Annotated in this window: 25 protein-coding genes; 5 read left to right on the forward strand and 20 right to left on the reverse strand. The window is 68.2% G+C overall.

Features of this window, described 5'->3' with window-relative positions; translation table 11 throughout:
- Window positions 1-14: 14 nt before the first annotated feature.
- Complete coding sequence (locus OC159_RS14670; RefSeq protein WP_265501923.1) at window positions 15-1,271, forward strand: lytic murein transglycosylase; 1,257 nt, start codon at window positions 15-17, stop codon at window positions 1,269-1,271.
- Entirely contained in the window at window positions 1,268-1,957 is a 690-nt protein-coding gene (gene bluB / locus OC159_RS14675) for a 5,6-dimethylbenzimidazole synthase (protein WP_407674137.1), read from the forward strand. The genes OC159_RS14670 and bluB overlap by 4 nt, the downstream gene beginning before the upstream one ends.
- A 782-nt stretch (window positions 1,958-2,739) precedes the next feature.
- Here the strand turns inward: bluB and OC159_RS14680 are convergent.
- From OC159_RS14680 to rsfS, 6 genes are all read right to left on the reverse strand, one after another.
- On the reverse strand, window positions 2,740-3,225 hold the full coding sequence (locus tag OC159_RS14680; RefSeq protein WP_265501924.1) for an RNA pyrophosphohydrolase: 486 nt from the start codon (window positions 3,223-3,225) through the stop codon (window positions 2,740-2,742).
- A 4-nt stretch (window positions 3,226-3,229) separates the two neighbouring features.
- Window positions 3,230-4,645 (reverse strand): S41 family peptidase, encoded by a 1,416-nt coding sequence (locus tag OC159_RS14685; RefSeq protein WP_265501925.1) that lies wholly within the window; start codon window positions 4,643-4,645, stop codon window positions 3,230-3,232.
- A 16-nt stretch (window positions 4,646-4,661) separates the two neighbouring features.
- The gene (locus OC159_RS14690; protein WP_407674139.1) at window positions 4,662-5,837 is read right to left on the reverse strand and encodes a murein hydrolase activator EnvC family protein; all 1,176 of its coding nucleotides are present in this window, start codon (window positions 5,835-5,837) and stop codon (window positions 4,662-4,664) included.
- A complete protein-coding gene (gene gpmI / locus OC159_RS14695; RefSeq protein ID WP_265501927.1) occupies window positions 5,837-7,351 on the reverse strand; it encodes a 2,3-bisphosphoglycerate-independent phosphoglycerate mutase in 1,515 nt (504 codons plus the stop codon). Before gpmI ends, OC159_RS14690 begins: the two co-directional genes overlap by 1 nt.
- A gap of 155 nt (window positions 7,352-7,506) precedes the next feature.
- Entirely contained in the window at window positions 7,507-7,974 is a 468-nt protein-coding gene (rlmH, locus tag OC159_RS14700; protein WP_265501928.1) for a 23S rRNA (pseudouridine(1915)-N(3))-methyltransferase RlmH, read from the reverse strand.
- Window positions 7,975-7,977: 3 nt separating this feature from the next.
- Window positions 7,978-8,463, reverse strand: a complete 486-nt coding sequence (gene rsfS / locus OC159_RS14705) for a ribosome silencing factor (protein ID WP_265501929.1) — start codon at window positions 8,461-8,463, stop codon at window positions 7,978-7,980.
- A gap of 250 nt (window positions 8,464-8,713) precedes the next feature.
- Here rsfS and leuC point away from each other — a divergent pair, with 250 nt between their 5' ends.
- On the forward strand, window positions 8,714-10,147 hold the full coding sequence (gene leuC / locus OC159_RS14710; RefSeq protein ID WP_265501931.1) for a 3-isopropylmalate dehydratase large subunit: 1,434 nt from the start codon (window positions 8,714-8,716) through the stop codon (window positions 10,145-10,147).
- Window positions 10,148-10,179: 32 nt separating this feature from the next.
- On the opposite strand, the gene OC159_RS14715 is transcribed toward leuC, so the two are convergent.
- Entirely contained in the window at window positions 10,180-10,758 is a 579-nt protein-coding gene (locus tag OC159_RS14715) for a hypothetical protein (protein ID WP_265501932.1), read from the reverse strand.
- Window positions 10,759-10,818: 60 nt separating this feature from the next.
- Between OC159_RS14715 and leuD the strand changes: the two genes are divergently transcribed.
- Together leuD and OC159_RS14725 are read left to right on the forward strand one after the other, a co-directional pair.
- Entirely contained in the window at window positions 10,819-11,424 is a 606-nt protein-coding gene (gene leuD / locus OC159_RS14720) for a 3-isopropylmalate dehydratase small subunit (RefSeq protein WP_265501933.1), read from the forward strand.
- The gene (locus OC159_RS14725) at window positions 11,415-12,425 is read left to right on the forward strand and encodes an endonuclease/exonuclease/phosphatase family protein (protein ID WP_265501934.1); all 1,011 of its coding nucleotides are present in this window, start codon (window positions 11,415-11,417) and stop codon (window positions 12,423-12,425) included. The genes leuD and OC159_RS14725 overlap by 10 nt, the downstream gene beginning before the upstream one ends.
- On the opposite strand, the gene OC159_RS14730 is transcribed toward OC159_RS14725, so the two are convergent.
- The 13 genes from OC159_RS14730 to OC159_RS14790 form a co-directional block, all read right to left on the reverse strand.
- Window positions 12,411-13,655, reverse strand: coding sequence for an adenosylmethionine--8-amino-7-oxononanoate transaminase (locus OC159_RS14730; RefSeq protein WP_265501935.1), 1,245 nt, complete (start codon window positions 13,653-13,655; stop codon window positions 12,411-12,413). The two genes, OC159_RS14725 and OC159_RS14730, sit on opposite strands and share 15 nt — an antisense overlap.
- Window positions 13,652-14,296, reverse strand: coding sequence for a dethiobiotin synthase (gene bioD / locus OC159_RS14735; RefSeq protein ID WP_322626732.1), 645 nt, complete (start codon window positions 14,294-14,296; stop codon window positions 13,652-13,654). Before bioD ends, OC159_RS14730 begins: the two co-directional genes overlap by 4 nt.
- On the reverse strand, window positions 14,293-15,426 hold the full coding sequence (locus OC159_RS14740; protein ID WP_407674138.1) for an 8-amino-7-oxononanoate synthase: 1,134 nt from the start codon (window positions 15,424-15,426) through the stop codon (window positions 14,293-14,295). Before OC159_RS14740 ends, bioD begins: the two co-directional genes overlap by 4 nt.
- An 8-nt stretch (window positions 15,427-15,434) precedes the next feature.
- Entirely contained in the window at window positions 15,435-16,463 is a 1,029-nt protein-coding gene (gene bioB / locus OC159_RS14745) for a biotin synthase BioB (RefSeq protein WP_265501963.1), read from the reverse strand.
- Between the two features lie 95 nt (window positions 16,464-16,558).
- Window positions 16,559-16,930: a hypothetical protein gene (locus OC159_RS14750; RefSeq protein WP_265501938.1), complete on the reverse strand. Its 372-nt coding sequence runs from the start codon at window positions 16,928-16,930 to the stop codon at window positions 16,559-16,561.
- Window positions 16,924-17,985 carry a flagellar type III secretion system protein FlhB gene (flhB, locus tag OC159_RS14755; RefSeq protein WP_265501939.1) on the reverse strand — a complete coding sequence of 354 codons (1,062 nt, stop codon included), beginning with the start codon at window positions 17,983-17,985 and terminating at the stop codon, window positions 16,924-16,926. Before flhB ends, OC159_RS14750 begins: the two co-directional genes overlap by 7 nt.
- Before the next feature lie 9 nt (window positions 17,986-17,994).
- Window positions 17,995-18,753, reverse strand: coding sequence for a flagellar biosynthetic protein FliR (locus tag OC159_RS14760; RefSeq protein ID WP_265501940.1), 759 nt, complete (start codon window positions 18,751-18,753; stop codon window positions 17,995-17,997).
- On the reverse strand, window positions 18,750-20,843 hold the full coding sequence (locus tag OC159_RS14765) for a flagellar biosynthesis protein FlhA (protein ID WP_265501941.1): 2,094 nt from the start codon (window positions 20,841-20,843) through the stop codon (window positions 18,750-18,752). The genes OC159_RS14760 and OC159_RS14765 overlap by 4 nt, the downstream gene beginning before the upstream one ends.
- On the reverse strand, window positions 20,840-21,115 hold the full coding sequence (locus tag OC159_RS14770) for a hypothetical protein (protein ID WP_265501942.1): 276 nt from the start codon (window positions 21,113-21,115) through the stop codon (window positions 20,840-20,842). The genes OC159_RS14765 and OC159_RS14770 overlap by 4 nt, the downstream gene beginning before the upstream one ends.
- Complete coding sequence (motA, locus tag OC159_RS14775; RefSeq protein WP_265501943.1) at window positions 21,115-21,981, reverse strand: flagellar motor stator protein MotA; 867 nt, start codon at window positions 21,979-21,981, stop codon at window positions 21,115-21,117. Before motA ends, OC159_RS14770 begins: the two co-directional genes overlap by 1 nt.
- 10 nt (window positions 21,982-21,991) lie before the next feature.
- On the reverse strand, window positions 21,992-22,537 hold the full coding sequence (locus OC159_RS14780; RefSeq protein WP_265501944.1) for a MotE family protein: 546 nt from the start codon (window positions 22,535-22,537) through the stop codon (window positions 21,992-21,994).
- Window positions 22,530-22,859, reverse strand: coding sequence for a hypothetical protein (locus OC159_RS14785; protein ID WP_265501945.1), 330 nt, complete (start codon window positions 22,857-22,859; stop codon window positions 22,530-22,532). The genes OC159_RS14780 and OC159_RS14785 overlap by 8 nt, the downstream gene beginning before the upstream one ends.
- A gap of 14 nt (window positions 22,860-22,873) precedes the next feature.
- Window positions 22,874-23,350, reverse strand: coding sequence for a flagellar basal body-associated FliL family protein (locus OC159_RS14790; protein ID WP_265501946.1), 477 nt, complete (start codon window positions 23,348-23,350; stop codon window positions 22,874-22,876).
- Window positions 23,351-23,356 lie beyond the last annotated feature (6 nt).

Here is a 23,356-nt window from a genome sequence, read left to right on the forward strand (position 1 = left end):
GACAGGCGATCTACATGAGCTTCCCCCGTATCCTGATGTCCACCGCGCTGATCGGCGCCCTTGCGGCCTGCGGCGCGCCGATGTCGCGCATGCCCATGTCGGGTCCCGCTGCGGCACCGGTCACCCCGGCGGCCATTCCCGCCGCATCCCCCGGCGACGAGGCCGGGCTGCAGCGCTTCGTGCAGTCCTTCCGCAGCCGCGCCCTGTCCTCGGGCGTGTCGGCGGGGACCTATGACAACGCCATGCGGTTGGCGCGCTACAACCCCGACGTGATCCGGCTGGACCGCAAGCAGGCCGAATTTTCGCGCCCGGTCTGGCTGTATCTGGACAGCGCCGTGTCCGACAGCCGGATCGAGACCGGCCGCCAGAAGAATGCGCAGTTGGCGCGCACCCTGTCGGCAATCGAGGCCCGCTATGGCGTCCCGCGCGAAATCGTGCTGGCCGTCTGGGGGATGGAATCGAACTTCGGCGCCAACCGCGGCAAGATGCAGATCATCCCGTCCCTCGCGACGCTGGCCTATGACGGCCGCCGGGGAGAGATGTTCCAGAGCCAGCTGATCGCCGCGCTGCGCATCCTGCAGGCCGGCGACACCGACCCGGAACACATGCTGGGCAGCTGGGCCGGCGCGATGGGCCACACGCAGTTCATGCCGACCTCCTATCTGGAATATGCGGTGGACTTCACCGGCGACGGCCGCCGCGACATCTGGTCCGAGGACCCGACCGACGCCCTGGCGTCGACCGCCGCCTACCTTGCGCGGAACGGCTGGCAGGCCGGTCAGCCCTGGGGGGCCGAGGTGCAGCTGCCCGCGAACTTCAACATGAGCCTGATCGGCAAAGGCACGCGGCGCAGCGACTGGTCGTCGCTCGGCGTGCGCCGCATCGGTGGCGGCGCGATGCCGGGGGGCAGCGGCTCGATCATCATGCCGGCGGGGGCGCGTGGCCCCGCCTTCTTCATCGGCGACAACTTCCGGTCACTGCTGCGCTACAACAATTCGGACAATTACGCGCTTGGCGTGGCCTTCCTGGGCGAGCGCATCGCCGGGCGGTCGGGCATCCAAGGGTCCTGGCCGCGCAACGACCGCCCGCTGTCCACGTCCGAGCGGGAAGAGATCCAGGTCCGCCTGCGCCAGCGCGGCTTCTATGACGGAGAGATCGACGGCCTCTTCGGATCGGGCACGATGGAGGCCGTGGCGGCCTTCCAGCGGTCCATCGGGGCGACGCCGGATGGCTATCCGACCTCGATCCTGCTGGGCCAGTTGCGCGGGTGACGGTGTCCGCCCCCGGTCCCGCCCCGGCGGGGCCGTTTTCCCAAGCCGAGCGTGACGCCGTTTATCGTGCCATACGGCTGCGCCGCGACGTCAGGGGCCAGTTCCGCCCCGACCCGATCAACCCCGACACGCTGCGCCGCCTTCTGCAGGCGGCGCATGACGCGCCCTCGGTCGGGCTGTCGCAACCGTGGAATTTCATCCTGATCCGCGACCCGGCGCGCAAGCGCCGCCTTCACGACGCCTTCAGCGCCGCAAATGCCGAAGCGGCCGAGCGCTTTCCCGACCGCAAGGGGCTCTATTCCTCGCTGAAGCTGGAGGGGATTCTGGAAAGCCCCGTGAACCTCTGCATCACCTGCGACCGCAACCGGGGCGGCGCGCATGTGCTGGGCCGGACGCACGATCCGGCGACCGATCTCTATTCCACCGTCTGCGCCGTCCAGAACCTGTGGCTGGCCGCCCGGGCCGAAGGGATTGGCGTCGGCTGGGTCAGCATCTTCCGCCAGGACGCCCTGCGCGCGGCGCTGGACCTGCCCCCGCACGTCGTCCCCGTCGCCTATCTCTGCCTCGGCCACGTGACCGAGCTCTACGAGGAACCCGAACTGCAGGCCCGCGGCTGGGGCCGCCGCGCCCCCTTGGACGACCTGATCTTCGAGGACGCCTGGGGCCGGGCGCCGGAAACTCCATAAGCACATCAGCCAGAATCTCCGCGCGCTGGAGAGGTGGCAATGACCGGAACTTGCCACCGCTCCCTGTCGGGACGTCCAAGGATTCCGATGCGACCACCGGCTGGCCGCACTCTTTCGTCCGGTGGTTGGCGCCATTCCAGCAGGTGGAAGTGCTGCTTCCTTCTCTCCGGCACGCCAAGGGACGCTTTACCCGACGTAAGACAAGCACGTGTCGGCAGTCAATGCCGGGCGATCACGTTGCTCATTGCGACGCAGCACCGCTACAACGCGATATAGTAACGATAGCCGATGTGCCTCTGCCTGTGCCTGTGCCTGTGCCTGTGCCTGTGCCTGTGCCTGTGCCTGTGCCTGTGAAGGGCTGGTCGACCTCGTGCTCGACCGGAACCGGCGGATTGTGACGCTGCCGGAATGGGGTCTCGCCGCAAGCAGTTACACCCGCCCCAGCCGGATCGGCTAGCGGCTGCCCAAGGGTGAGCAATGCGAGTCGTTCGTAGGGCCTGATCGAAGGTCAGCGCGCGAATCTGGCTCCGAGCGGCGGAAGACGGCGACTGTCCAGGTCTTGCGCGCCAACATCAGCGCGGCAGATCGTGGTCGGTCAGAGGAGGCGCGGGAAGGCAGGTTCCAAACGCACACCGCAGGTGTGGTGCCTCCCACGCAAGGATATTGTGGCGTCTCTGTCGGCGCAGAGAGATGCCCCGCCTGTACGCCGAACACGGTGCCGGGGCGGTCACGGAGAGTGCCGCAAGAGCCGCGCAAGCAGGCGGTGCGGCTCGACCCGAAGGTCAAGCCAAGCGGTCGCGAAAGGTGCCCAGTACCTCGGCATAGACGTGGCGCTTGAAGGGGACGATGTTGTCCAGCAGCGCGTCGGCCTGCATCCACTGCCAGCGGTCGAACTCGGGATGCTCGGTCTGGATGCGGACGTCGCTGTCCTGGCCGAGGAAGCGCAGAAGCAGCCACTTCTGACGCTGCCCGCCGAAGCGGCCCTTCCAGACGCGGCCCAGAAGCTCGGGCGGCAGGTCGTAGAACACCCAGCCCGGCGTCTCGTCCACGACCTCGACAAGGCTGGGGCTGACGCCGGTCTCCTCGACCAGTTCGCGCAGGGCGGCCTCGCGTGGGGTCTCGTCACCGTCGATTCCGCCTTGCGGCATCTGCCAGGCGCCGGGCATGTCGATGCGGCTGCCCGCGAAGACCAAGCCGTCGCGGTTCATCAGGACCACGCCCGCGCAGGGCCGATAGGGCAGCCCGCCGGGGCCGGTGCGTTCGGTCATGCCTTCAGCCCTGGTCGCCGGCATCCGCGCCGTCGACCGACCCCTCGCCCGTGACGGCAGGGGTTGCGGCGGCAGGCACCTGGTCCGCCTGGAATGCCACGGCGGCCAGACCCTTGAGGATGTCGACCGCGTAGGCCAGCTGGTAATCCTCCTCGCGAAGCGCCGCGGTCGCTTCGACCTCGGCGGCCTCGGTCTCCATCTGGTCGCGCATCTCGTCGCTGACATCGTTGCCGAGCGCGCCGCGCAGGTCGGCCTCGGACCGGCTGAAGCTGCTCTCGGTGCGCGGTTCGTCCTCCTCGGCCTCGGGTGCCGGGGCGGGCTGCGCCACCAGGATGTCGGGCTGGATGCCAAGCGCCTGGATCGACCGGCCGGACGGCGTATAGTACCGCGCCGTCGTCAGCCGGATCGCGCTGTCGGACGTGACCGGCATCACCGTCTGGACCGAGCCCTTGCCGAACGACTTCTCGCCCACGACGATGGCGCGGCGGTGGTCCTGCAGGGCCCCGGTCACGATTTCGGATGCGCTGGCCGAGCCGCCGTTGATCAGCACGACCATCGGCTTGCCCTGCGCCAGGTCGCCCGGCTCGGCGTTCCAGCGCTCACTTTCCTCGGGCTGGCGACCGCGGGTGCTGACGATTTCGCCTGCGTCCAGAAAGGCATCGGAGACGCTGATCGCCTGGTTCAGCAAGCCGCCCGGGTTGTTGCGCATGTCCAGCACGAAACCCGTGACCCTGTCGATTCCGCCGGCCTCCTCGACCGCCTTGTCCAGTTCCGCCCTCAGCGTGTCATAGGTCTCGTCGTTGAAGGTCGACACGCGCAGGATCACGGCATGACCCTCGACCCGGCTGCGTACCACCGTCAGCTTGATCGTGTCGCGCGACATGGTCAGATCGAATGGCTCACTCTCGCCCTCGCGCAGGATGGTGATGGTGATCTCGGACCCGATCGGGCCGCGCATCATCTCGACGGCCTCGTCCAGGGTCAGGCCGAGCAGCGACTCGCCGTTCACATGGGTGATGAAGTCGCCCGACTGCACACCCGCCTGCGCCGCCGGCGTGTCGTCGATGGGCGAGACGACCTTGACCATCCCCTCTTCCTGGCTGACCTCGATCCCCAGGCCGCCGAAGCTGCCGCGGGTCTGGGTCTGCATGTCCTCGTAGGCGTCCGACGACAGGAAGCTGGAATGCGGGTCCAACGAGGTCAGCATGCCGTTGATCGCGGCCTCGATCAGGGCCTTGTCCTCGGGCGCCTCGACATAATCGCTGCGGATGCGCTCGAACACGTTCCCGAACAGCTCGAGCTGCTGGTAGACCGAGGCGTTGCCGTCGGTTTCCTGCGCCAGCAGGGGGCCGGCGATCTGCGTCGTGACCAGCGCACCGGCCAGAACGCCCCCCAAGCCTGCGATCAGATATTGTCTCATGACGGTCTTTCCTGCCTCAGTCCTGTTGCGGCTCGACGACGGGATTCAGCACGAACCAGTCCGCCGGGTCCAGCGTTTCGTTGCCTTGGCGCAATTCCAGATACAGCGTCTCGCTGCGCCCGGCCTCTCCGCCGCGGACGGCGTCGGTCACGAATTGCGATCCGAATTCCTGGGCCGGAGCCTCGGTTCCGCCCATCAGGCCGACGGGGTCGCCCGCCTTCAGCACGTCGCCCACCTCGCCGAACACCTGCGCGAGGCCTGCAAATATCACAAGATAGCCACGCGCGGGCTCAACGATCATCACATTGCCGTAATCCAGAAACGGCCCGCGATAGCGGATGGTCGCAGGCCACGGCGTCTGCACAAGCGCGGCGGGGGGCGTGGCGATCACCCAGCCCGGTCGCCGCACGCCGGCGGCGTCGGGTTCATCATAGGGCCGAAGGATCGTGCCGATGACCGGCAGCGGCAGATTTCCCCGCGCGCTTTCGAAGTCCTCCATCGGGGCGCCGACATCCTTTTCCATGCGCGCGATGCCATCGGCAAAGGCGTCGAGGCTGTCGGCGGCCGCGTGAAGCTCCTGCAGCTCCTCGGGGTCTTCGGCATAGCGCACCGGCATCGAGCTGCGGTCCTTGGTGGCGCTGACCAGCAGCCGCCGCGCCTCTTGCACCGAGGCAAGCCCCGCCCCCAGCATCCCCGCCGCATTGGCCTGAAGCTCGCGCACCGTGGCGATCTCGTCCAGGTCCGCCTGCAGCGCCTCGGCCTCGGCCCGCAGGCCGGGCGTCACCGCCGACAGGATCATGGCCGACCGCGCATTCGCCAACGCCCCCGCCGGGTGCAGCAGCATCGTCGATTCGGGGCTCTGCTGCAGGGCGGTCATCGCCCCAAGCACCTGCCCCAGGCGTTCGCGCTGTGCCTCGAACCGGTCGCGCAGCTCGGCCTCTCGGGCGCTGGCCTGGCGCAGGCCGTCGCGCAGGGCGGCCAGCCCCAGCTCATAACCGCGGATCACCTCGGTCAGCGCCAGGACCTGGTCGTCGGCGGCCACGGCATCGGCCAGTTGTCCCAGGGCGGCGCGCAGCAGGGCGGCGGCATCCTCGGCATCGGCGACGGCCTGATTCGCGGGGGTCATCGGCTGCGCGGCGGCACCGCCGACAAACGCCCAGGTGGCCAGCGCCAGGGCAAGGGGGCGAAGCATCATCGGCGGATCAGGCTCTGGCCGGTCATTTCGACCGGCTGCTCCAGCCCCATCAGGTCCAGGACCGTCGGTGCCAGGTCGGCCAGCCGTCCATCGCGCAGCGTCGCGCCGACGGGACCGCCGAAGACGATGACGGGCACCGGGTTCAGCGTATGCGCCGTGTGCGGGCCGCCGGTCACCGGGTCGATCATCTGTTCGCAGTTGCCGTGGTCGGCGCAGATCACCGCCGCACCGCCCGCACGCTCCAGCGCGTCCAGCATCCGACCCAGGCTGCGGTCGACCGCCTCGCAGGCGCGGATCGCGGCGGCCAGGTCACCGGTGTGACCGACCATGTCCGGGTTCGCGAAGTTCACGACGATCAGGTCGTATCCCGCGTCGATGGCGCCGACGAGGCTGTCGGCCACCTCGGCCGAGGCCATCTCGGGCGCCAAGTCATAGGTCGCGACCCTGGGGCTTTGCGGCATGTGGCGGTCCTCGCCCGGTTCGGGCGTTTCCTTGCCGCCATTGAGGAAGAAGGTCACGTGCGGATATTTCTCGGTCTCGGCCAGGCGGAACTGCCGCAACCCATGAGAGGCCACCCACGCGCCAAGCGTGTTGACCACCTGCTGCTTGGGATAGGCCGCCGTCACGAAACCGTCGTGGCGCGTGCCATAGTCGACCATGCCCAGCAGCCCAGCCCAATGCGGACGCTCCTCCGGGTCGAAGGCGTCGAAGTCGGGGGCGCCGACGGCCAGCAGGATCTCTCGCGCCCGGTCGGCGCGGAAGTTCAGGCAGAAGAACCCGTCACCGTCCGTCGCGCCGTTATAGCCGTCGATGACGAAGGGCTGGATGAACTCGTCCGTCTCGTTGCGCGCATGGGCGACGGCGACGGCAGTTCCCGCGTCGCGCGCCTCCTCGCCCCGGCCATGGATCATCGCGTCGTAGGCACGCTGGATACGGTCCCACCGGTTGTCGCGATCCATTGCGTAATAGCGGCCGATGACGGTGCCGATCCGTGCGCCTTCGGGCAGGCCCTGCTGCAGGGTGGCGATAAAGCCGGGCGCCGAATCGGGGGCGACGTCGCGGCCGTCGGTGATCGCGTGGATGACGACGGGCACGCCCGCCCCGGCTACGACACAAGCCGCGGCCAGCACATGGTCGACATGCCCGTGCACCCCGCCGTCCGAGATGACGCCCATCAGGTGCGCCGTCCCGCCGCTGGCCTTCAACTGGGCGATGAAGTCCAGAAGCGCAATGTTCTGCCCGAAGCTGCCGTCCTCGATCGCCAGGTCGATCTGCCCCAGGTCCATCGCGACGACGCGGCCAGCCCCGATATTCGTGTGCCCGACCTCGGAATTGCCCATCTGGCCGCGCGGCAGGCCCGCATCGGGACCATGTGTGACCAGCGTCGCATGCGGACAATCGCGCATGAGGCGGTCGAAGTTCGGCGTGTCGGCCAGGTCCGGCGCGCTCTGCTCGGGACGGTCAGAGATGCCCCAGCCATCAAGAATGCACAGGATCACGGGTTTGGTCATCGGTGCCTCGCGGTTTTCCCCCTTCTACGCAAGCGGCGCGGCGGCGGCAACCGAGCGTCCGGGCACTGGCCCCGGACCCCCGGGATGTTGATGGGCTGCGGCAAAAAACATCGGTCACGCGTCAGGGGCAACCACCTGCCCTGCCCGCAAAACGTTCAGACCCGGTGGTAGGGCGACCCGGCCAGGATGGTGGCCGCGCGATAAAGCTGCTCGGCCAGCATGACGCGGACCAGAAGGTGCGGCCAGACCATCCGGCCGAGACTGATCTGCCAGTCGGCCTGCGCGCGCAGGGCCGGATCCAACCCGTCCGCGCCGCCGATGACGAAGCAGACGTCGCGCGCCCCGTCACGCCAGCCGGCCAGCCGTGCCGCGAATTCGGGCGAGGTGGGCTGATCACCACGTTCGTCCATCATGACGATGGCCGCGCCGGCGGGGATGGCACGCGTCAGCAACTCGGCCTCGGCGGCCATGGTGCCGGCGCGGCGGTCATCGACCTCGGTCATCGAAACGGCCGGCAGCCCGAGGCTCCGGCCGGTTCGTGCAAAGCGTTCGAGGTAGTCGGCGACCAGTGACGCCTCGGGGCCTTTCTTCAGCCGCCCCACGGCAGCGATGTCGATGCGCACGGCTTACGGCTGCGGACGGGCGCCTTCGCGCACGCGCGTCAGCGCATCGGCCGGCATCCACATCTTCTCCAGCTGGTAGAATTCGCGGACCTCGGGGCGGAAGACGTGGACGATCACGTCATCGGTGTCGATCAGCACCCAGTCGCCGGCATCCTTGCCCTCGATCCGGGGGCTGCGGCCGGTGGCCTGCTTGACTCGGTCGGCCAGCTTTTCGGCGATGGCACCCACCTGGCGCGAGCTGCGGCCCGAGGCGATCACCATGTGATCGGCCATGGCCGTGCGGCCGCGCAGGTCGATCGAGACGACCTCCTCGGCCTTGTCGTCATCCAGCGAAGTCAGGACGAGCGAGAGCACCTGGTCGCTGGTCAGCGCCTCTCTCGCGGTGGTCGTGGCCGGCCCTTGGGCCGACGGGACGTCTTGTGACAGGGTTGTATCCTCCGGTCGGCGCGCCGATAAGCCCCCGGCGCAGGGGTCCCCCCAACATAGCATCTTTTCGACCCATCTCAATCACCGCAGGCAGATTCCTTGCAGGCAGCCCCCGCGGCTGGCCCTTGCCACATTGACTGCACTGGCCTAATCTGCGGGGATGATGCGTTATTTCGATATCCATGACCGCGCGCGCCTGCCGCAGCGCTTCTATGGCGAAACGCTCTGCGTGACCGCGCGGGGCTGAGCGTCTGCGGGTCACCGCCCGCTTTTGCCTGCCCGCACCCTGCATCACAGCCGAAAGACCTCAGCCATGACCATTCCCGCAGCTTCCGCGCCGCGCACGCTCTACGACAAGATCTGGGACGCCCACGTCGTCGACCGCCAGGACGACGGGACATGCCTTCTGTATATCGATCGCCACCTGGTCCACGAAGTGACCAGCCCGCAGGCCTTCGAGGGGCTGCGCATGACCGGCCGCAAGGTCCGCGCGCCGGAACGGACCATCGCGGTTCCCGACCACAACGTGCCGACCACGCTGGACCGCCAGACCGGCATCGACAACGAGGAGAGCCGCGTGCAGGTCGACGCGCTGGACCGCAACGCCCGCGACTTCGGCGTGGTCTATTACCCCGTCAACGACATCCGCCAGGGCATCGTGCATATCGTCGGACCCGAACAGGGCTGGACCCTGCCCGGCATGACCGTCGTCTGCGGCGACAGCCACACCGCGACGCACGGCGCCTTCGGCGCGCTGGCCCACGGCATCGGCACGTCCGAGGTCGAGCATGTGCTGGCAACCCAGACACTGATCCAGTCGAAATCGAAGAACATGAAGGTGGAAATCACCGGCCGCCTGGCGCCGGGCGTGACCGCCAAGGACATCGTCCTGCGCATCATCGCCGAAACCGGCACGGCGGGCGGCACCGGCCATGTCATCGAATATTGCGGAGAGGCAATCCGCAACCTGTCGATGGAAGGCCGCATGACCATCTGCAACATGGCGATCGAGGGTGGCGCGCGCGCCGGCCTGATCGCCCCCGACGAGGTCACCTTCGCCTATGTCCAGGGCCGCCCCCATGCGCCCAAGGGCGCGCAGTGGGAAGCCGCGGTCGCCTGGTGGAAGACGCTGTTCTCTGACGACGGCGCGCATTTCGACAAGGTGCTGACCATCCGCGCCGAGGATATCGCGCCCACCGTCACCTGGGGCACCTCGCCCGAGGATGCGTTGCCGATCACCGCCACCGTCCCCTCGCCCACCGATTTCGCCGGCGGCAAGGTCGAGGCTGCGCGCCGGTCGCTGGACTACATGGGCCTGGCGGCGGGCACGCCGCTGACCGACATCGCCATCGACGCGGTCTTCATCGGCAGCTGCACCAATGGCCGGATCGAGGATCTGCGCGCCGCCGCAGACGTGCTGCGGGGCCGCAAGCTGGCGCCGGGCGTGCGTGGCATGGTCGTGCCGGGTTCCGGCCTCGTGCGCGCCCAGGCCGAGGAAGAGGGGCTGGATGCCATCTTCACCGAAGCGGGCTTCGAATGGCGGCTGGCGGGGTGTTCGATGTGCCTCGGGATGAACCCCGACCAACTGGCACCGGGCGAACGCTGCGCGGCGACCTCGAACCGCAACTTCGAGGGGCGGCAGGGCTACAAGGGCCGCACCCACCTGATGTCGCCTGCCATGGCGGCGGCGGCGGGCGTGGTGGGCCACCTGGTCGACATCCGCGAGTTCGTTGCCGAGCCGGCATGAGCCGCGGGCCGCGCCCCGTCTCGGCGGGCTGGTCAAGCCAGCCGCGACGCCGGGCGGCGCAACAGCACCACCGCGTTCAGCGCGATCAGCAGCAGGCCCGCGTTCTCGAACAGGAAATTGTTCGGGACGCCAAGGCTGCGGCTGCCGATCAGAAGGTCGACATGGTGGAAGCTGACGGCACGGACCATCACGAAGCCCAGAAGGATGGCCAGCCCGACGACCGCCAGCAGGTTGCGCGACAGGCTGCCCCGCAAGGCCATCATCGCGCCTGCCAGCGTCACCAGCACCCCGGCCAGCAGAACCGCGATGAAGGCCACCTGGACGATGCGGCGGTTGGCGTACCATCCCTGCGCCCGCGCCAGGCACTTGCCCGCGGCGGTGACCGCGCTTTGCAGGTCCAGTTGCTTGTTGATGGCCAAGAACGCCAGCAGCACCGCCAGCACCGCCCAGAATGCCCGGCCGCGCCGGCCCTTCAGGTCCCGCCACACGGCCAGCGCCAGAAATGCCGTCACGCTGTAGGACAGCACGGTCAGCCAACCGGTCACGTCCGGATCGCCGATCTGCGGCGACCACTGGCCGCCGATGCACGTTCCAAGTTCGAAAATCGTCACACACCCGTCTCCACCAACCTGCCGCACGCGGCCCGCCAGACATGAAGGCATGAAGGACACATGGACAAGTTTACCACTCTGACCGGAATCGCGGCCCCGATGCCGCTGGTCAATATCGATACCGACATGATCATCCCGAAACAGTTCCTGAAGACGATCAAGCGTTCGGGGCTGGGCGTCAACCTGTTCGACGAGATGCGCTATGACCGCGACGGGAACGAGCAGCCCGACTTCGTGCTGAACCAGCCCGCCTATCGCGACGCGCAGATCCTGGTCGCAGGCGACAACTTCGGCTGCGGGTCGTCGCGCGAACACGCACCCTGGGCGCTGCTGGATTTCGGCATCCGCTGCGTGATCTCGACCAGCTTCGCCGACATCTTCTTCAACAACTGCTTCAAGAACGGCATCCTGCCCGTCGTCCTGCCGCAAGAGGCCGTGGACGCGCTGATGGAGGATGCGGGCCGCGGCGCCAATGCGCGCATCACGGTCGATCTGGAAAACCAGTCAGTTACCGCGTCTGACGGCACCAGCTTTGCCTTCGAGGTGGACCCCTTCCGCAAGCACTGCCTGCTGAACGGGTTGGACGATATCGGCCTGACGATGGAAAAGGCGCCGACCATCGACGCCTTTGAATCGCAGATGGCCCAGGCCCGCCCTTGGATCTGAGGGCGCTTGCCCTTCTCGCGGTTCTGGCCGGGCCGGCAGCGGCCGAACCGGTCAGGATCGCCACCTGGGATCCCGGCCTGTCGCGCGGCGGCCCGGGTCTTCTGATGCGTGATATCGGCCGCGACGATCCGCAGGTGCTGGCGGCCGCGCAGGCAGTGGTGGCGATGGTGCCCGACGCGATCCTGCTGACCGGCTTCGACTGGGACCTGGACGGCCGCGCGCTGGACGCCTTCGCTGACCTGCTGGACCGCGAAGGCCACCCGATGCCGCACCGCTTCGCCGGGCGGACGAACCGGGGGCTGCAGGCCGGGCTGGACCTCGACGCCGACGGACGGGCGGGACAGCCGCGCGACGCCCAGGGCTATGGCGAATTCACGGGCCAGCAGGCCATGGCGCTGCTGTCGCGGCTGCCGATTCTTGGCGTGACCGATCACAGCGCGACGCTGTGGCGCGACATGCCGGGCAACCGGATGCCGCCGTCCCCGCATGCGGACGTGCAGCGCCTGTCCAGCGCCGCGCATTGGGACATCGCGCTGCAGGGACCGGCCGGGCCGCTGCACCTGCTGGCATTCTCGGCGACGCCGCCAGCATTCGAGGACCGCAATGTCGCCCGCAATCACGACGAGGCCGCGTTCTGGCTGGACCACCTGCCCGAGGCGCCCTTCGTCGTGATCGGCAACCTGAACCTCGACCCAGTGGATGGCGACGGCGACTCGGCGGCGCTGAACGCGCTGCTGCAGGTGGCGCAGGATCCGGCCCCGCGGGGCGACTGGCAGCCGCCGCAGACCGGGGCCAATGCGGACCATCGGGGCGATCCGGCGCTGGACACGGCGGAATACGACCGCGTGGGCAACCTGCGGCTGGATTATGTCCTGCCGGCGCAGGGGTTGGAGGTGATCGCCTCGGGCGTTCTGTGGCCCGCGCCGGGCGATCCCTTGGCCGAGGCTGTCGCCACGGCCTCGCACCGCAAGCTGGTCTGGGTCGACCTAGACCTGGAATGAGGCGACCGCGCCCCAGGCCTGGTCCAGATCATCAGGCGTGACGCAATAGGGCGGCAGGACATAGACCGTGTTGCCCAAGGGCCGCAGCAGCACCCCTTCCGCCATGACATGCGCTCGCATTCTTGGCCCGACCTCTGACAGATAACCACCCTTGGGGACTTTCAGGTCGATTGCGGCGATGGTGCCGCATTGGCGCGGGTTCTCGAACCGCGGATCGCCGGCCAGCGCCGCCAAGTGGCGCGCCTGCATCGCGCCAAGTTCGTCCAGTCGCGCCTGCATCGGGCTCGACTGCCACAGCCGCACCTGCGCCAGCGCCGCCGCGCAGGCGATGGGATTCGCGGTATAGCTGCTGGAGTGATAGAAGGTCCGCCGACGATCCCCGGACCTGTGCGCATCGAAGATCCGCGCGCTGGCCAATGTCGCCGCCAACGGGATCACGCCCCCCGTCAGTCCCTTGGAGGTGCAGAGGATATCCGGTGCCACCCCGGCGTGGTCGCAGGCCCAAAGCCGCCCGGTGCGTCCCCAGCCGGTCATGACCTCGTCAGCGATCATCAGCACGTCGTGGCGGTCGCAGATCCCCCGCAGCCCGGCCAGCACCGAGGATCCGTACATCCGCATGCCGCCTGCCCCCAGGACGAGGGGCTCCAGGATCAGCGCGGCCATCTGTCCGCTGGCCGCCAGCGCGTCAAAGGCGGCCAAGGTCGCCGCGCCGTCCCCCTGCGGGAAGGGCAGCCGGTCGACCGCGAACATCAGCGGGTCATAGGCAGCGTTGAAGACGCCGCGCTCGCCCACGCTCATCGTGCCGATGGTGTCGCCGTGATAGCTGTCCTCGATCACCGCAATCCGATGGCGGCCATCGCCCTCGTGTCGCCAGTAACCCAGCGCCATCTTCAGCGCGACCTCGACCGCCGTCGACCCGCTGTCGCTGTAAAATACGTGGTCGAGCCCCTTAGGCGTCATGGCGACCAGCGCCTCGGCCAGGTCCTCGGCCGGGGCATGGGTGACATTGGCGAAGATCACCTGGTCCAGCTGCCCGGCCGTGTCGCGGATCGCCTGCACGATCTCGGGCTGATTATGGCCGTGGGTGACCACCCACCAGCTGCTGATCGCGTCCAGGAGCGGGCCGCGGCCGGTGTGGATATAGGCGCCCTCGCTGCTGATGGCGCAAGGGGGGGCGGGCTCGGTCGCGTGCTGGAAGAACGGGTGCCACACGGAACTTCTACGGGTCATGCGAAATCCTCGACGCGGAAATTCTCGGCCATCGCCTGCGCCAGGCTGTCGCGGTCCAGGTGCGGCAGCAGGGGCAGCCGCCCCAGCACGCGAGCGCGCCCGATCTGGCCGATGGTCGTCATGTTGTCGTCGTTCGGCTGCCCGGTGAAGGCAACGCCATGCACCGGCACGCCGCGCGCCCGCAGGCTTTCGAGCGCCGTCAGGCTATGGCTTATGGTGCCCAGCCCCGTCTGCGCCACTAGTATCACCGGCAGTTGCCAGCGCGCGAAGAGGTCGGCAAAGAGCACCTGCCGCGTGATCGGCACCAAGGCACCTCCCGCCCCTTCGATCACCAGCCGCGCCGCATCCGGTGGCGTCAGGGCGTCCGGATCCAGCATGACTCCGTCCAACTCGGCCGCGCGATGCGGTGACAGGGGCTGTTGCAGCAGGTGCGCCTCGGGGTGGATGCGGGCGCCGGACAGGCGCAGGACCTCGGCCCGGTCGGTGCCAGGTTGGGGGTGAAAGGATGTGGCGGCCGAGACATTCGGGACGTTGCCCGCTAATCCCGACTGGATCGGCTTCCAATAGTCGGCACCGATCAGCCCGCACAGACCGGCCGCAAAGACCGTCTTGCCGACGTCGGTGCCGGTGCCCGTGATCACATATCTGGCCATAGTTCCTCCAGCGCCTCGGCCAACCGGACCACGTCGGCGCGGCTGGAATTCAGCGTCAGCGACACCCGCAGCCGCGACGTCCCTTCCGGCACGGTCGGCGGGCGGATGCCGCGCACATCGAAGCCCCGCGCCTGCACGGCCGCTGCCAGATCCATGGTCGCGGCGTTCGGCCCGACGATCAGCGGGACGATCTGGCTGCCGCTCACGGGCACCTGCGGCAGGCGGCGGGCCATTTCAGCGCCGAAGGTGGCGACGTGGTCCGCCAGTTGCTTGCGCCGCCAAGGCTCGTCCCGCAGGATCGCCAGCGCCTCTTGCCCGGCCGCGGCCATCAGCGGCGACGGCGCGGTGGCGAAAATGAAGGGGCGGCAGCGGTTGACCAGAAAGTCGATCAGGCAGCGCGCCCCGCAGATCAGCGCGCCCGAGCCGCCAAGCGCCTTGCCCAAGGTGTGCAGCGTCAGGACGTTGTCGCGGCCTTCCAGGTGATGCCCCAGCCCCCGGCCATCGGGGCCGAAGACGCCCGTGGCATGCGCCTCGTCGATCAGCAGAAAGCCTTCGCGGTCGGCCAGCGCCATCAGGTCGTCCAGCGGCGCGATGTCGCCGTCCATGCTGTAGAGGCTTTCGACCGCGATCCAGACGGCGCCGCTGCCGCCGCCGCGCCGCCAACTGGTGATCACTTCTTGGGCATGCCCGACGTCGCCGTGCCGGAAGGTCGTCACAGCGGCGCGCCCGGCCCGGGCGCCTTCATGCGTGCTGGCATGGGACAGCTCGTCCATCAGCAGCAGGTCATCGCGCTGCGGCAGCGTCGTGATCACGGCGAAGTTGGCGACATAGCCGCCGCCGAACCCAAGCGCGGCCTCGGCCCCGAAGAACCGCGCGGCGGCCTCCTCGAACCCCGCCTGAACGCCGGTGTTGCCGCGCAGCAGGCGCGAGCCCGCCGCGCCGACCGGAAGCCCGTCCTGCAGCGCCGTCATCACTGCCTGCCGCAGCCGATCAGACTGCGCCAGCCCAAGATAGTCGTTCGAGGCGAAGTCGATCCCGCGCCGGGGCGCCAGCCCGCGCAGCCGCGCCTCGGCCGCCAGCCCGTCGAGATTGCGCCGGTAAACCGCCAATCGGTCCATGCAGTGCTTCAGCGAAGGACAGGAATGGCCGGATCGGCCGCCAGCAGGGCCGCGCGGCGGATCTCGTCGGCTTCGGGGTGATGCTCGTGCGCGACCATCGGCTGCAGCCCCAGCTTGGCGAAGAGGCGCATGTCGCTCTCTTCCTCGGGGTTGTCCTTGGTCAGCAGGGTGTCGCCGACGAAGATCGAGTTCGCGCCGGCAAAGAAGCACATCGCCTGCATCTCGTCCGACATGGCGGTGCGGCCGGCCGACAGGCGGACATGGCTGCGCGGCATCATGATCCGCGCCGTCGCGATGGTGCGCACGAAGTCGATGGGATCGACGGGGGCCGCATCCTCGAGCGGCGTCCCCGCGACCGGGATCAGCATGTTGATCGGCACGCTGTCGGGCGGCGACGGCAGGTTCGCCAGCGTCACCAGCATGTCGACCCGATCCTGCGCCCCCTCGCCCAGCCCGAGGATCCCCCCCGAACAGACCTTGATGCCGCTTTGACGCACGTTCTCCAGCGTCTGCAGCCGTTCATCGAAGCTGCGCGTCGTGATCACGTTGGCATAATAGGCTTCGGACGTGTCGATGTTGTGGTTGTAATAATCCAACCCCGCCTCGGCCAGCTGGCGCGACTGGTCGGCGTCCAGCATGCCCAGGGTCATGCAGGTCTCCATCCCCAGGGCCTTCACGCCCTCGATCATCGCGACAATCTGCGGCATGTCGCGGGGCTTGGGGCTGCGCCAGGCGGCCCCCATGCAATAGCGCGTCGCACCGGCATCGCGGGCGCGGCGGGCCTCGGCCAGCACGCGCTGGACTTCCATCAGCTTCGATGCGGACAGGCCCGAATCGTGGCGCGCCGACTGGCTGCAATAGCTGCAATCTTCGGGGCAGCCGCCGGTCTTGATCGACAGAAGGCGGCTCAGCTGCACGCGGTTGGGGTCGAAATGCTTCCGATGGACGGTCTGGGCCTGAAACAGCAGGTCCATCAGCGGCTGGTCGAACAGCGCCCGCGCCTCGGGCGCGGTCCAGATCTTGCGGCTGTGCGGCATGTCGGCGCCCGGATTGTCGTGCAGCATGGCTCCTCCTCGGCTGGCTGAGTGTCCGTAGCATTCCCGCCGGGGCCTGTCCAATGTCGCCGCGCGTGTCAGTACCTCTCTTTCAGGCGGCGCTGCTGCTCGGCCGCCCCGAGGCCCAGCAGGACCTCGGCCCGGCCGAATTCCCGCGCGGCGACCTGGCGGGCCGCCTCGAAGCGCGGCTCCAGCCGCTTCATCTCCTGGTCGGCGTGGCGAAGTTCGCGTGCGGCCCGGCCAGCTTGGGCATTGGCGATCCGCGCCTCGGGCAGGGTCAGCGGCGCCGTGCTGTCATAGCTTTGCGCCAGGGATACCTGCAACGCGTCGACCCGTTGCCGCGCCGCAGTCATATGCGCGTTGAACGCGGCAAAGTGCTTCAGCTGCCGCTCCGCGCGAAGCCGTGCGATCCTCTCCAGCTGTGACAGTTGCCCAAGCTTGTCTACCATCCTGCCCTCGCCTTCTGGCGCATCTTTTCGGCAAAACGTATCGCGGCGGCGACGGCGGCGAAGTGGTCCCTGCGGATCTCGTCGCCGATCTTGACCTGCGCGTGGATGGCGCGGGCGCAGGGCGGGTCGGACCAGATTGGAACGCCCGCTTCGGTGGCCTTGGAGCGGATCCGGGCCGCGATCTCGTCCGTGCCCTTGGCCACGCAGACCGGCGCGCGGCCCGAGCCGCGCTTCCACTGCAGCGCGACTGCATAGTGCGTCGGATTGACGATCACCACGTCGGCGCCTGCCACGTCGGTCAGCATCTGCTTCATGGCGATGTCGATGGCACGCTGGCGGCGGGCCGCCTTCAGATGCGGATCGCCCTCCGAGTCCTTGTATTCGTCCTGCATTTCCTTCCGGCTCATCCGGTTCTTGCGCCGGTGGTCGAACCACTTCCACAGGATGTCGGGGATCGTGAATACGATCGATACCACCAGTCCCAACAGCAGCACCTGCCCCATGATCGTGCCAAGCGCCGCGACCCATTGCCCCTCGGCCATGGACGACGCGGCGATCCGATCCAGCAGCGCGCGGAACATGAGCCAGCCGCCCGTGCAGACCAGGGCCGTCTTCCCCAGCGAGATGGCGAAGGTCACCATCCCGTTCGTCCCGAATTTCTGTGCGGCGTTCTTCATCGGGTTGATGCGGTTGATGTCGGGCGCAAGCTTCTGCGGCGAAAAGATCAGGCTGCGCGTCGCCAGCAGGCCCAGAAGGATGACCGCGACCAGCAGCATCGCCAGTCCCACTGTCGCCACCGCCGCATGCACCCACAGCGCCTGCGCCACGACCGCCGTGGCCCCCGGCTCCCAACCCTCGGCCCCAAGCGCGCGCGACGCCATGGACATCCACTGACGCACCGCCACGCCGGCCGCAACCGAGAATGCGAGGAAAGCGCCCAGATACATCGTCGCCGCGTTCAGCTCGGTCGAGCGGGGGATGTCCCCCTTTTCCCGTGCGCGCTGAAGCTTCTGTTCAGATGCCTCGAACTGCTTGTCGTCGCTGTCCTCGCTCATCCTGGCACCTCAGGGGATCTGCGGCAGCATGAAGCCAAGCACCGCGTCGGCCCAGATCCCGACCAGCAGCGGCGCCAGGATGGCAAGCGCCGCCAGTGCCAGAAGGATGGACGCGGGGGCGCCGATGAAGACGACGGGCAGCGCCGACATCACCCGGTTGACGACGCCTGACAGGGCCTGGAACAGGAAGCCGCCGAGCGTGAAGGGCGCGGCCAGCATCATCGCCAGCCAGAAGCTGTCCGTGACGACACGCAAGACGGCCATCGCCAGCCCCTCGGCCGACGGAAGGGCACCGGGGGGCCAGAGGTTCAGGCTGTCGGCCATCAGCTGGACCAGCATGATCGGCAGTCCGAGCGCCATCAGGATGGCGATGCCGCCCAGGTGCAGCAGGTTGCCGATGGGATGCGGCGCCATCTCGTTCTGGATGCCCATAATCTGCGACAGCGATGCGGTCGCGGCGATCGCCGTCGTGGCGATGTCGATCGCGACGGCCAGAAGCCGCAGAAGCGTCCCGGTGGCGAACCCCAGCAGCACCTCGGTTCCGATCTGGGCCAGCATTCCCACGGGCTGCGCCGGCATGGCCTGCCGTTGCACCGCCCCGGCAAGCAGGGGTGCAATCGCGACGGCGATGGCGACCTTGACCCGAGCGTTCAAGACCCGCTCTCCAAGCCCCGGCAGGATCAGAATGCACGCCTGGATGCGGGCGTAGACAAGCACCAGCGACCAGTCGAGCCCCGGAAAGATCGACTGGAGCTGGTTCCACATCATGCCGCCTCGATCGTTCCCAGAAGCCGCAGTTCGGCCGAGGGATCGACCTCTTCCAAACCCAGCACGGGGATCGCGACGCCGTTCGCGCCCAGGACCGCGCGGATCATGCGGCGGCGATGATCCGGCGCCACGACGACGGTGCGCGCCACCGGCTCGGCCAGGGACAGCGCCTTCCTGACGGCGTCCAGCAGGCGCTTGGACATGGCCGGCGTCATCGCGCCACCGCCGGCGCGGCCTGTTTCGGCATCGGCGCGCACGAACTCTGCCTCCCAGGCAGGGTGCAGTTGCAGCGCCGCAATGCGGCCGGCCTCGTCGGCATATTGCTGGGTAATCTGGCCGCGCAGGCGCTTCCTGACCAGTTCGTAGATCGTCTCGGGCTGCTCCACCGCGCGGAATTCGCAGATCGCATCCACGATCAGCGGCAGGTTCCGGATGGAGATGCGTTCCTCCAGAAGCGCGCGCAGGATCGCCAGAAGGGTCTCGGGCGTCACCTTTTCGGGGATCATGCTGTCGAAATACTTGCGATTCCGCTCGGCCCGGCCGGCGTCCGACAGGGTCTTCAGCTCCTCGATCTGACGCTGCATCGCCCCAAGCGTCAGCAAGACCGGCAGGTTGGCCTTCACCACCTCCATGAGGTGGGTGGAGAGCACCTCCATCGGCGTGACGATGGTCGCGCCAAGAGTCGCCGCATCCTCCTGATCGGCAGGTTGGATCCAGCGGGCGGGGCTGGAATAGACCGGTTCGCGGACCGGGGTGCCGCGCAGGTCGGACAGCACCGTATCAGGGCCGAGCGCCAGAACCTCGGACGGCCTCAGGGTGCCACGGCCTCGCACGACACCCTGGATGCGGATCTGGTAATCGCCCGGCGGCAGGTCGTCGGTATCGGTGATCCGCACATCGGGCAGGATCATCCCGAAGCTTCGCGCGATGTGGATCCGCAGGTTCGAGATGCGGCTGCCCAACCCCCGCGCCTGGTCCAGCGCCGTTACGATCAGGTCCGACCCGATCTCCACCGCGATGTCGTCGGTGTCCAGCACGTCGCCGATCCTGGCGGCGGGCTGCACGGCGGCTTCGGCGGCAGGCCGGTCTGCGCTGTCATCGATCTCTGGCCTGTTGGCGATGCGCCATGCCAGCGCGCCCATCGCTGCCGCAATCGACAGGAACAGCAGGCGCGGCATCCCCGGCACGAACGAGATGACGATCATCGCCACCGCCACCATGACGGCGGGCTGCCACCTGCGGGTGAATTCCCGCGAGAGCAGGTCGGCCGTCGTGTCCGTGGCACCGCCGCGCGACAGCAGCAGGGCCGCTGCCATCGAGGTGATCAGCGCGGGGATCTGGCTGACGAGGCCGTCGCCGATGGTCAGGTGCGAATAGGTCGAAGCGGCCTCGGCAAGGGGCATGCCGTGAACCACGATTCCGACCGCCAGGCCGATGCAGAGGTTGATCATCGTGATAACGATGCCCGCCAAGGCATCGCCCTTGACGAACTTCGACGCGCCGTCGAGCGAGCCGAAAAAGCTGATCTCGCGCTGTTCGGCAATGCGTCGCCGCTTGGCTTCCTGGTGGTCGATGGCACCGGCGTTCAGGTCGCCGTCGATGGCCAGTTGCTTGCCGGGCAGCGAATCCAGCGCGAACCGCGCCGCAACCTCGGCCATGCGGCCCGAGCCCTTGGTGATCACCATGAAGTTCACGACCGAGATCACCGCGAAGACCGTGATGCCCACCAGGATCGACCCCCCGGCGACGAAATCGGCAAAGCCGTTGATGACGTGGCCCGCGGCCTCTTTCCCGTTCTGTCCTTCGGTCAGGATGAGCCGGGTCGACGACACGTTCAGCGACAGGCGGATCACCAGGCTGACAAGCAGTAGCACCGGGAAAGCCTGGAAATCGGTGGGCTTTTCAACCAGCGAGGCCATCACCAGGATCAACGTCGCCGTGGCGATCGAGATCGCGATGCCAAGGTCCAGGATGCTGGCAGGCAGCGGGATGACCAGCGAGATCACCACCAGAACGAGCCCGCCCGTCACCAGCAGCGGCGCGTCCAGGAACTTGCCTTTCTTTCCGTTCACGGCGGCGATGGGGGTCATTCCGGTGGTTCCGTTTCATCGGTCGCGGGGCGCAGGATGTCGTCGATGGGCCAAGGACGCCCGGTCATCAGGCCAAGACGGCGCAGGTAGGCGATGGCGCGGATGCGGTCGGCGGCCTCCATCTGCATCAGCGTGACGCGATAGTCGCGCGGCAACCCCTGCCCGGCCAGCAGCCAGCCCGACGCCGTTTCAGCGAACCGGTCGAAGTCGGTCTGCGCGACTGTGCCGGCATTCAGCGCGCCGACCAGGAACAGAAGGCCGATGCCCGTCATCACGCCGCCTTCTTCAGCTCGCGGAGGGCACCTTCCAGCGCATCGAAGCTGGGACGGACATGCTCGGGCACGGCCTGCCGCCCGACCTCGACGCAAAGCGTCGTCGCATGCTGGTGCAGCCCCGCGACCAGAACCGACTTGACGACATCATAGAAGCCCAGGTCCTGCTTCACGACCCCACCCAGCCGGTTCGCCAAGGGCGCAACGAAGCCATAGGACAGGAACACGCCCAGAAACGTCCCGACCAGCGCGCCGCCGATCATCTTGCCCAGAACCGCCGGCGGCTGATCGATCGAGGCCATCGTCTTGATCACGCCCAGGACGGCCGCGACGATGCCCAGGGCCGGCAGAGCGTCGGCCATGGTCTGCAGGGCGTGAGGGACGTGCATCTCCTCCTCTCGCAGGACCGCGATCCGGCGCGACAGCATGTCCTCGACCTGGTAGGGATCGTCGTAGTTGAGGCTGGCCGACCGCAGCGTGTCGGCGATCAGCGAGACGATGTTGTGGTCCGCCGCCAGCCGGGGATAGGCGCCGAAAATGGGCGATTCGCCCGGCGTCTCGATGTGCTGTTCCAGCGCTACCGGGTTCTCGCGCGCGATCTTGAGCAGCTGGAACATCAGGCACAGCACGTCCTGGTGGTCCTGCGCCGTCCATTTCGGTCCCTTGAACGCCCTGACCAGCCCGCTGAGCGTATGCTTGAGCACGTGGCTGTCGTTGCCCAGGATATATGCCCCGACCGCCGCCCCCATGATCATCATCATCTCGAAGGGCAGCGAGTGCATGATCACGCCCATCTTCCCGCCGGCCAGGATATAGCCGCCGAACACCATGACCACCGTCAGGATAATGCCTACGAAACCGAACATGCTGTCGTCCTTATGGGGTACGGACGCTGCGGGCGCCCATCTGGGCGGTCAGCAGCGCGGCTTGGCGGGGTTCGACCGCTGCGATGATCCGGGCGCCCGTTTCGGGCTGAACCCTCATCAGGATCTCGGCGGCGAAATCGGCGGGGAGGTTAGTCAGAACAGCGGCCGCCTCGGCGGGCTTCATCTGGTCATAGACCGCGATGAGCCGGTCGATGTCGGTACGAACGGCCTGGGTATCGCCGGCCGTTGTCGCGCCGAGGCTGTCCTTCTGCGCACGCAGTTCCTGCAGGCGTTCGCGCAGCGTCGCCTCGGCCGTGGCAAGCTCCTGCTTGCGGGTGTCGATGTCCTGCATGTAGCGCTCGATCCGCAGGGCCCGGTCGCGAAGTTCTTCCGCCAGGGCGACGGCCTCGGGGACGTCGCGGCAGCCGTCCAGAAGCTCGTCGGGCGCTGCGGCGACTGCGGCGAACGAACCCGCGATCTCTTGTCCCTTCCACAGCATGGCGGCGGCGGGAACGACGAACATCAGCGTCAGGATAGGAAGCAGCGGCTTACCCATCTGCGACCCCCGCCCGCTTGCGCAGCCGCCGTCCCTCGGTCCGCGGCGCCTCGGCCGCGGCGGCCCCGATGCGCTGGCGCAGATCCCAGATTGCCCGTTCGCGACGCGCAGTCTCGATCTCTTCCGCGAGGCCCTGGCTGGCGGCGGTTGCCTCGTCGCGGGCTTGGCGGATCGCCCGCTCCAGCCGGTCGACTTCGGCGGCCATGATGGCGATCGCTCCGCCCAGCCCGGTTTCGAGGTCGTTCAGCTTGCGCAGCCGGCGCGTCAGCGCCAGGCAGAAACCACCAAGCCCCAGGCAGGCGGCCAGCAGAAGGGCCTGCATCAGATTTTCCACCGTCATTTGAATCGAAACTCCGTGATCAGAAGGTCCTTGACCGGTTCCTCGCCCAAGACATAGCGGGTCCGGGTGACCAGCTCGGCGCGGATCACCTCGAGAACGCCGCGCTTGTCGTAGGCCGCCGGGTCGACACCTGACAGGAAGGTCGTGAACGCGTCCGAGACGCGCGGCATCAGGTGCGAAACCTCGGCCTTGTGAGTGCTGTCGGTCTCGATCGTCGCCGACAGGACCAGGCTTCGCGCACGGCCGCCGGGGATGACGATCTCGATCGTGGGCACGTCGATGAACTCGACCGACAGGTGTTCGGTCGAGACCTCTGGCTCGGGCGTGCCGGCCAGCATCCCGGCGGGCGACCAGATCCCCAGATAGGTCGAGGCGAAGCCCACCCCGCCCAGCACCAGCGTGGCCGCCAGCGGGATCAGCAAGCCCTTCTTTCCAGGCGCCCTTTCGGCTGGCGCTGCAGCAGCGTCGGTCATCGTGAT

The organism is Paracoccus beibuensis, assembly GCF_026162625.1.
GTDB classification, from domain to species: domain Bacteria; phylum Pseudomonadota; class Alphaproteobacteria; order Rhodobacterales; family Rhodobacteraceae; genus Paracoccus; species Paracoccus beibuensis.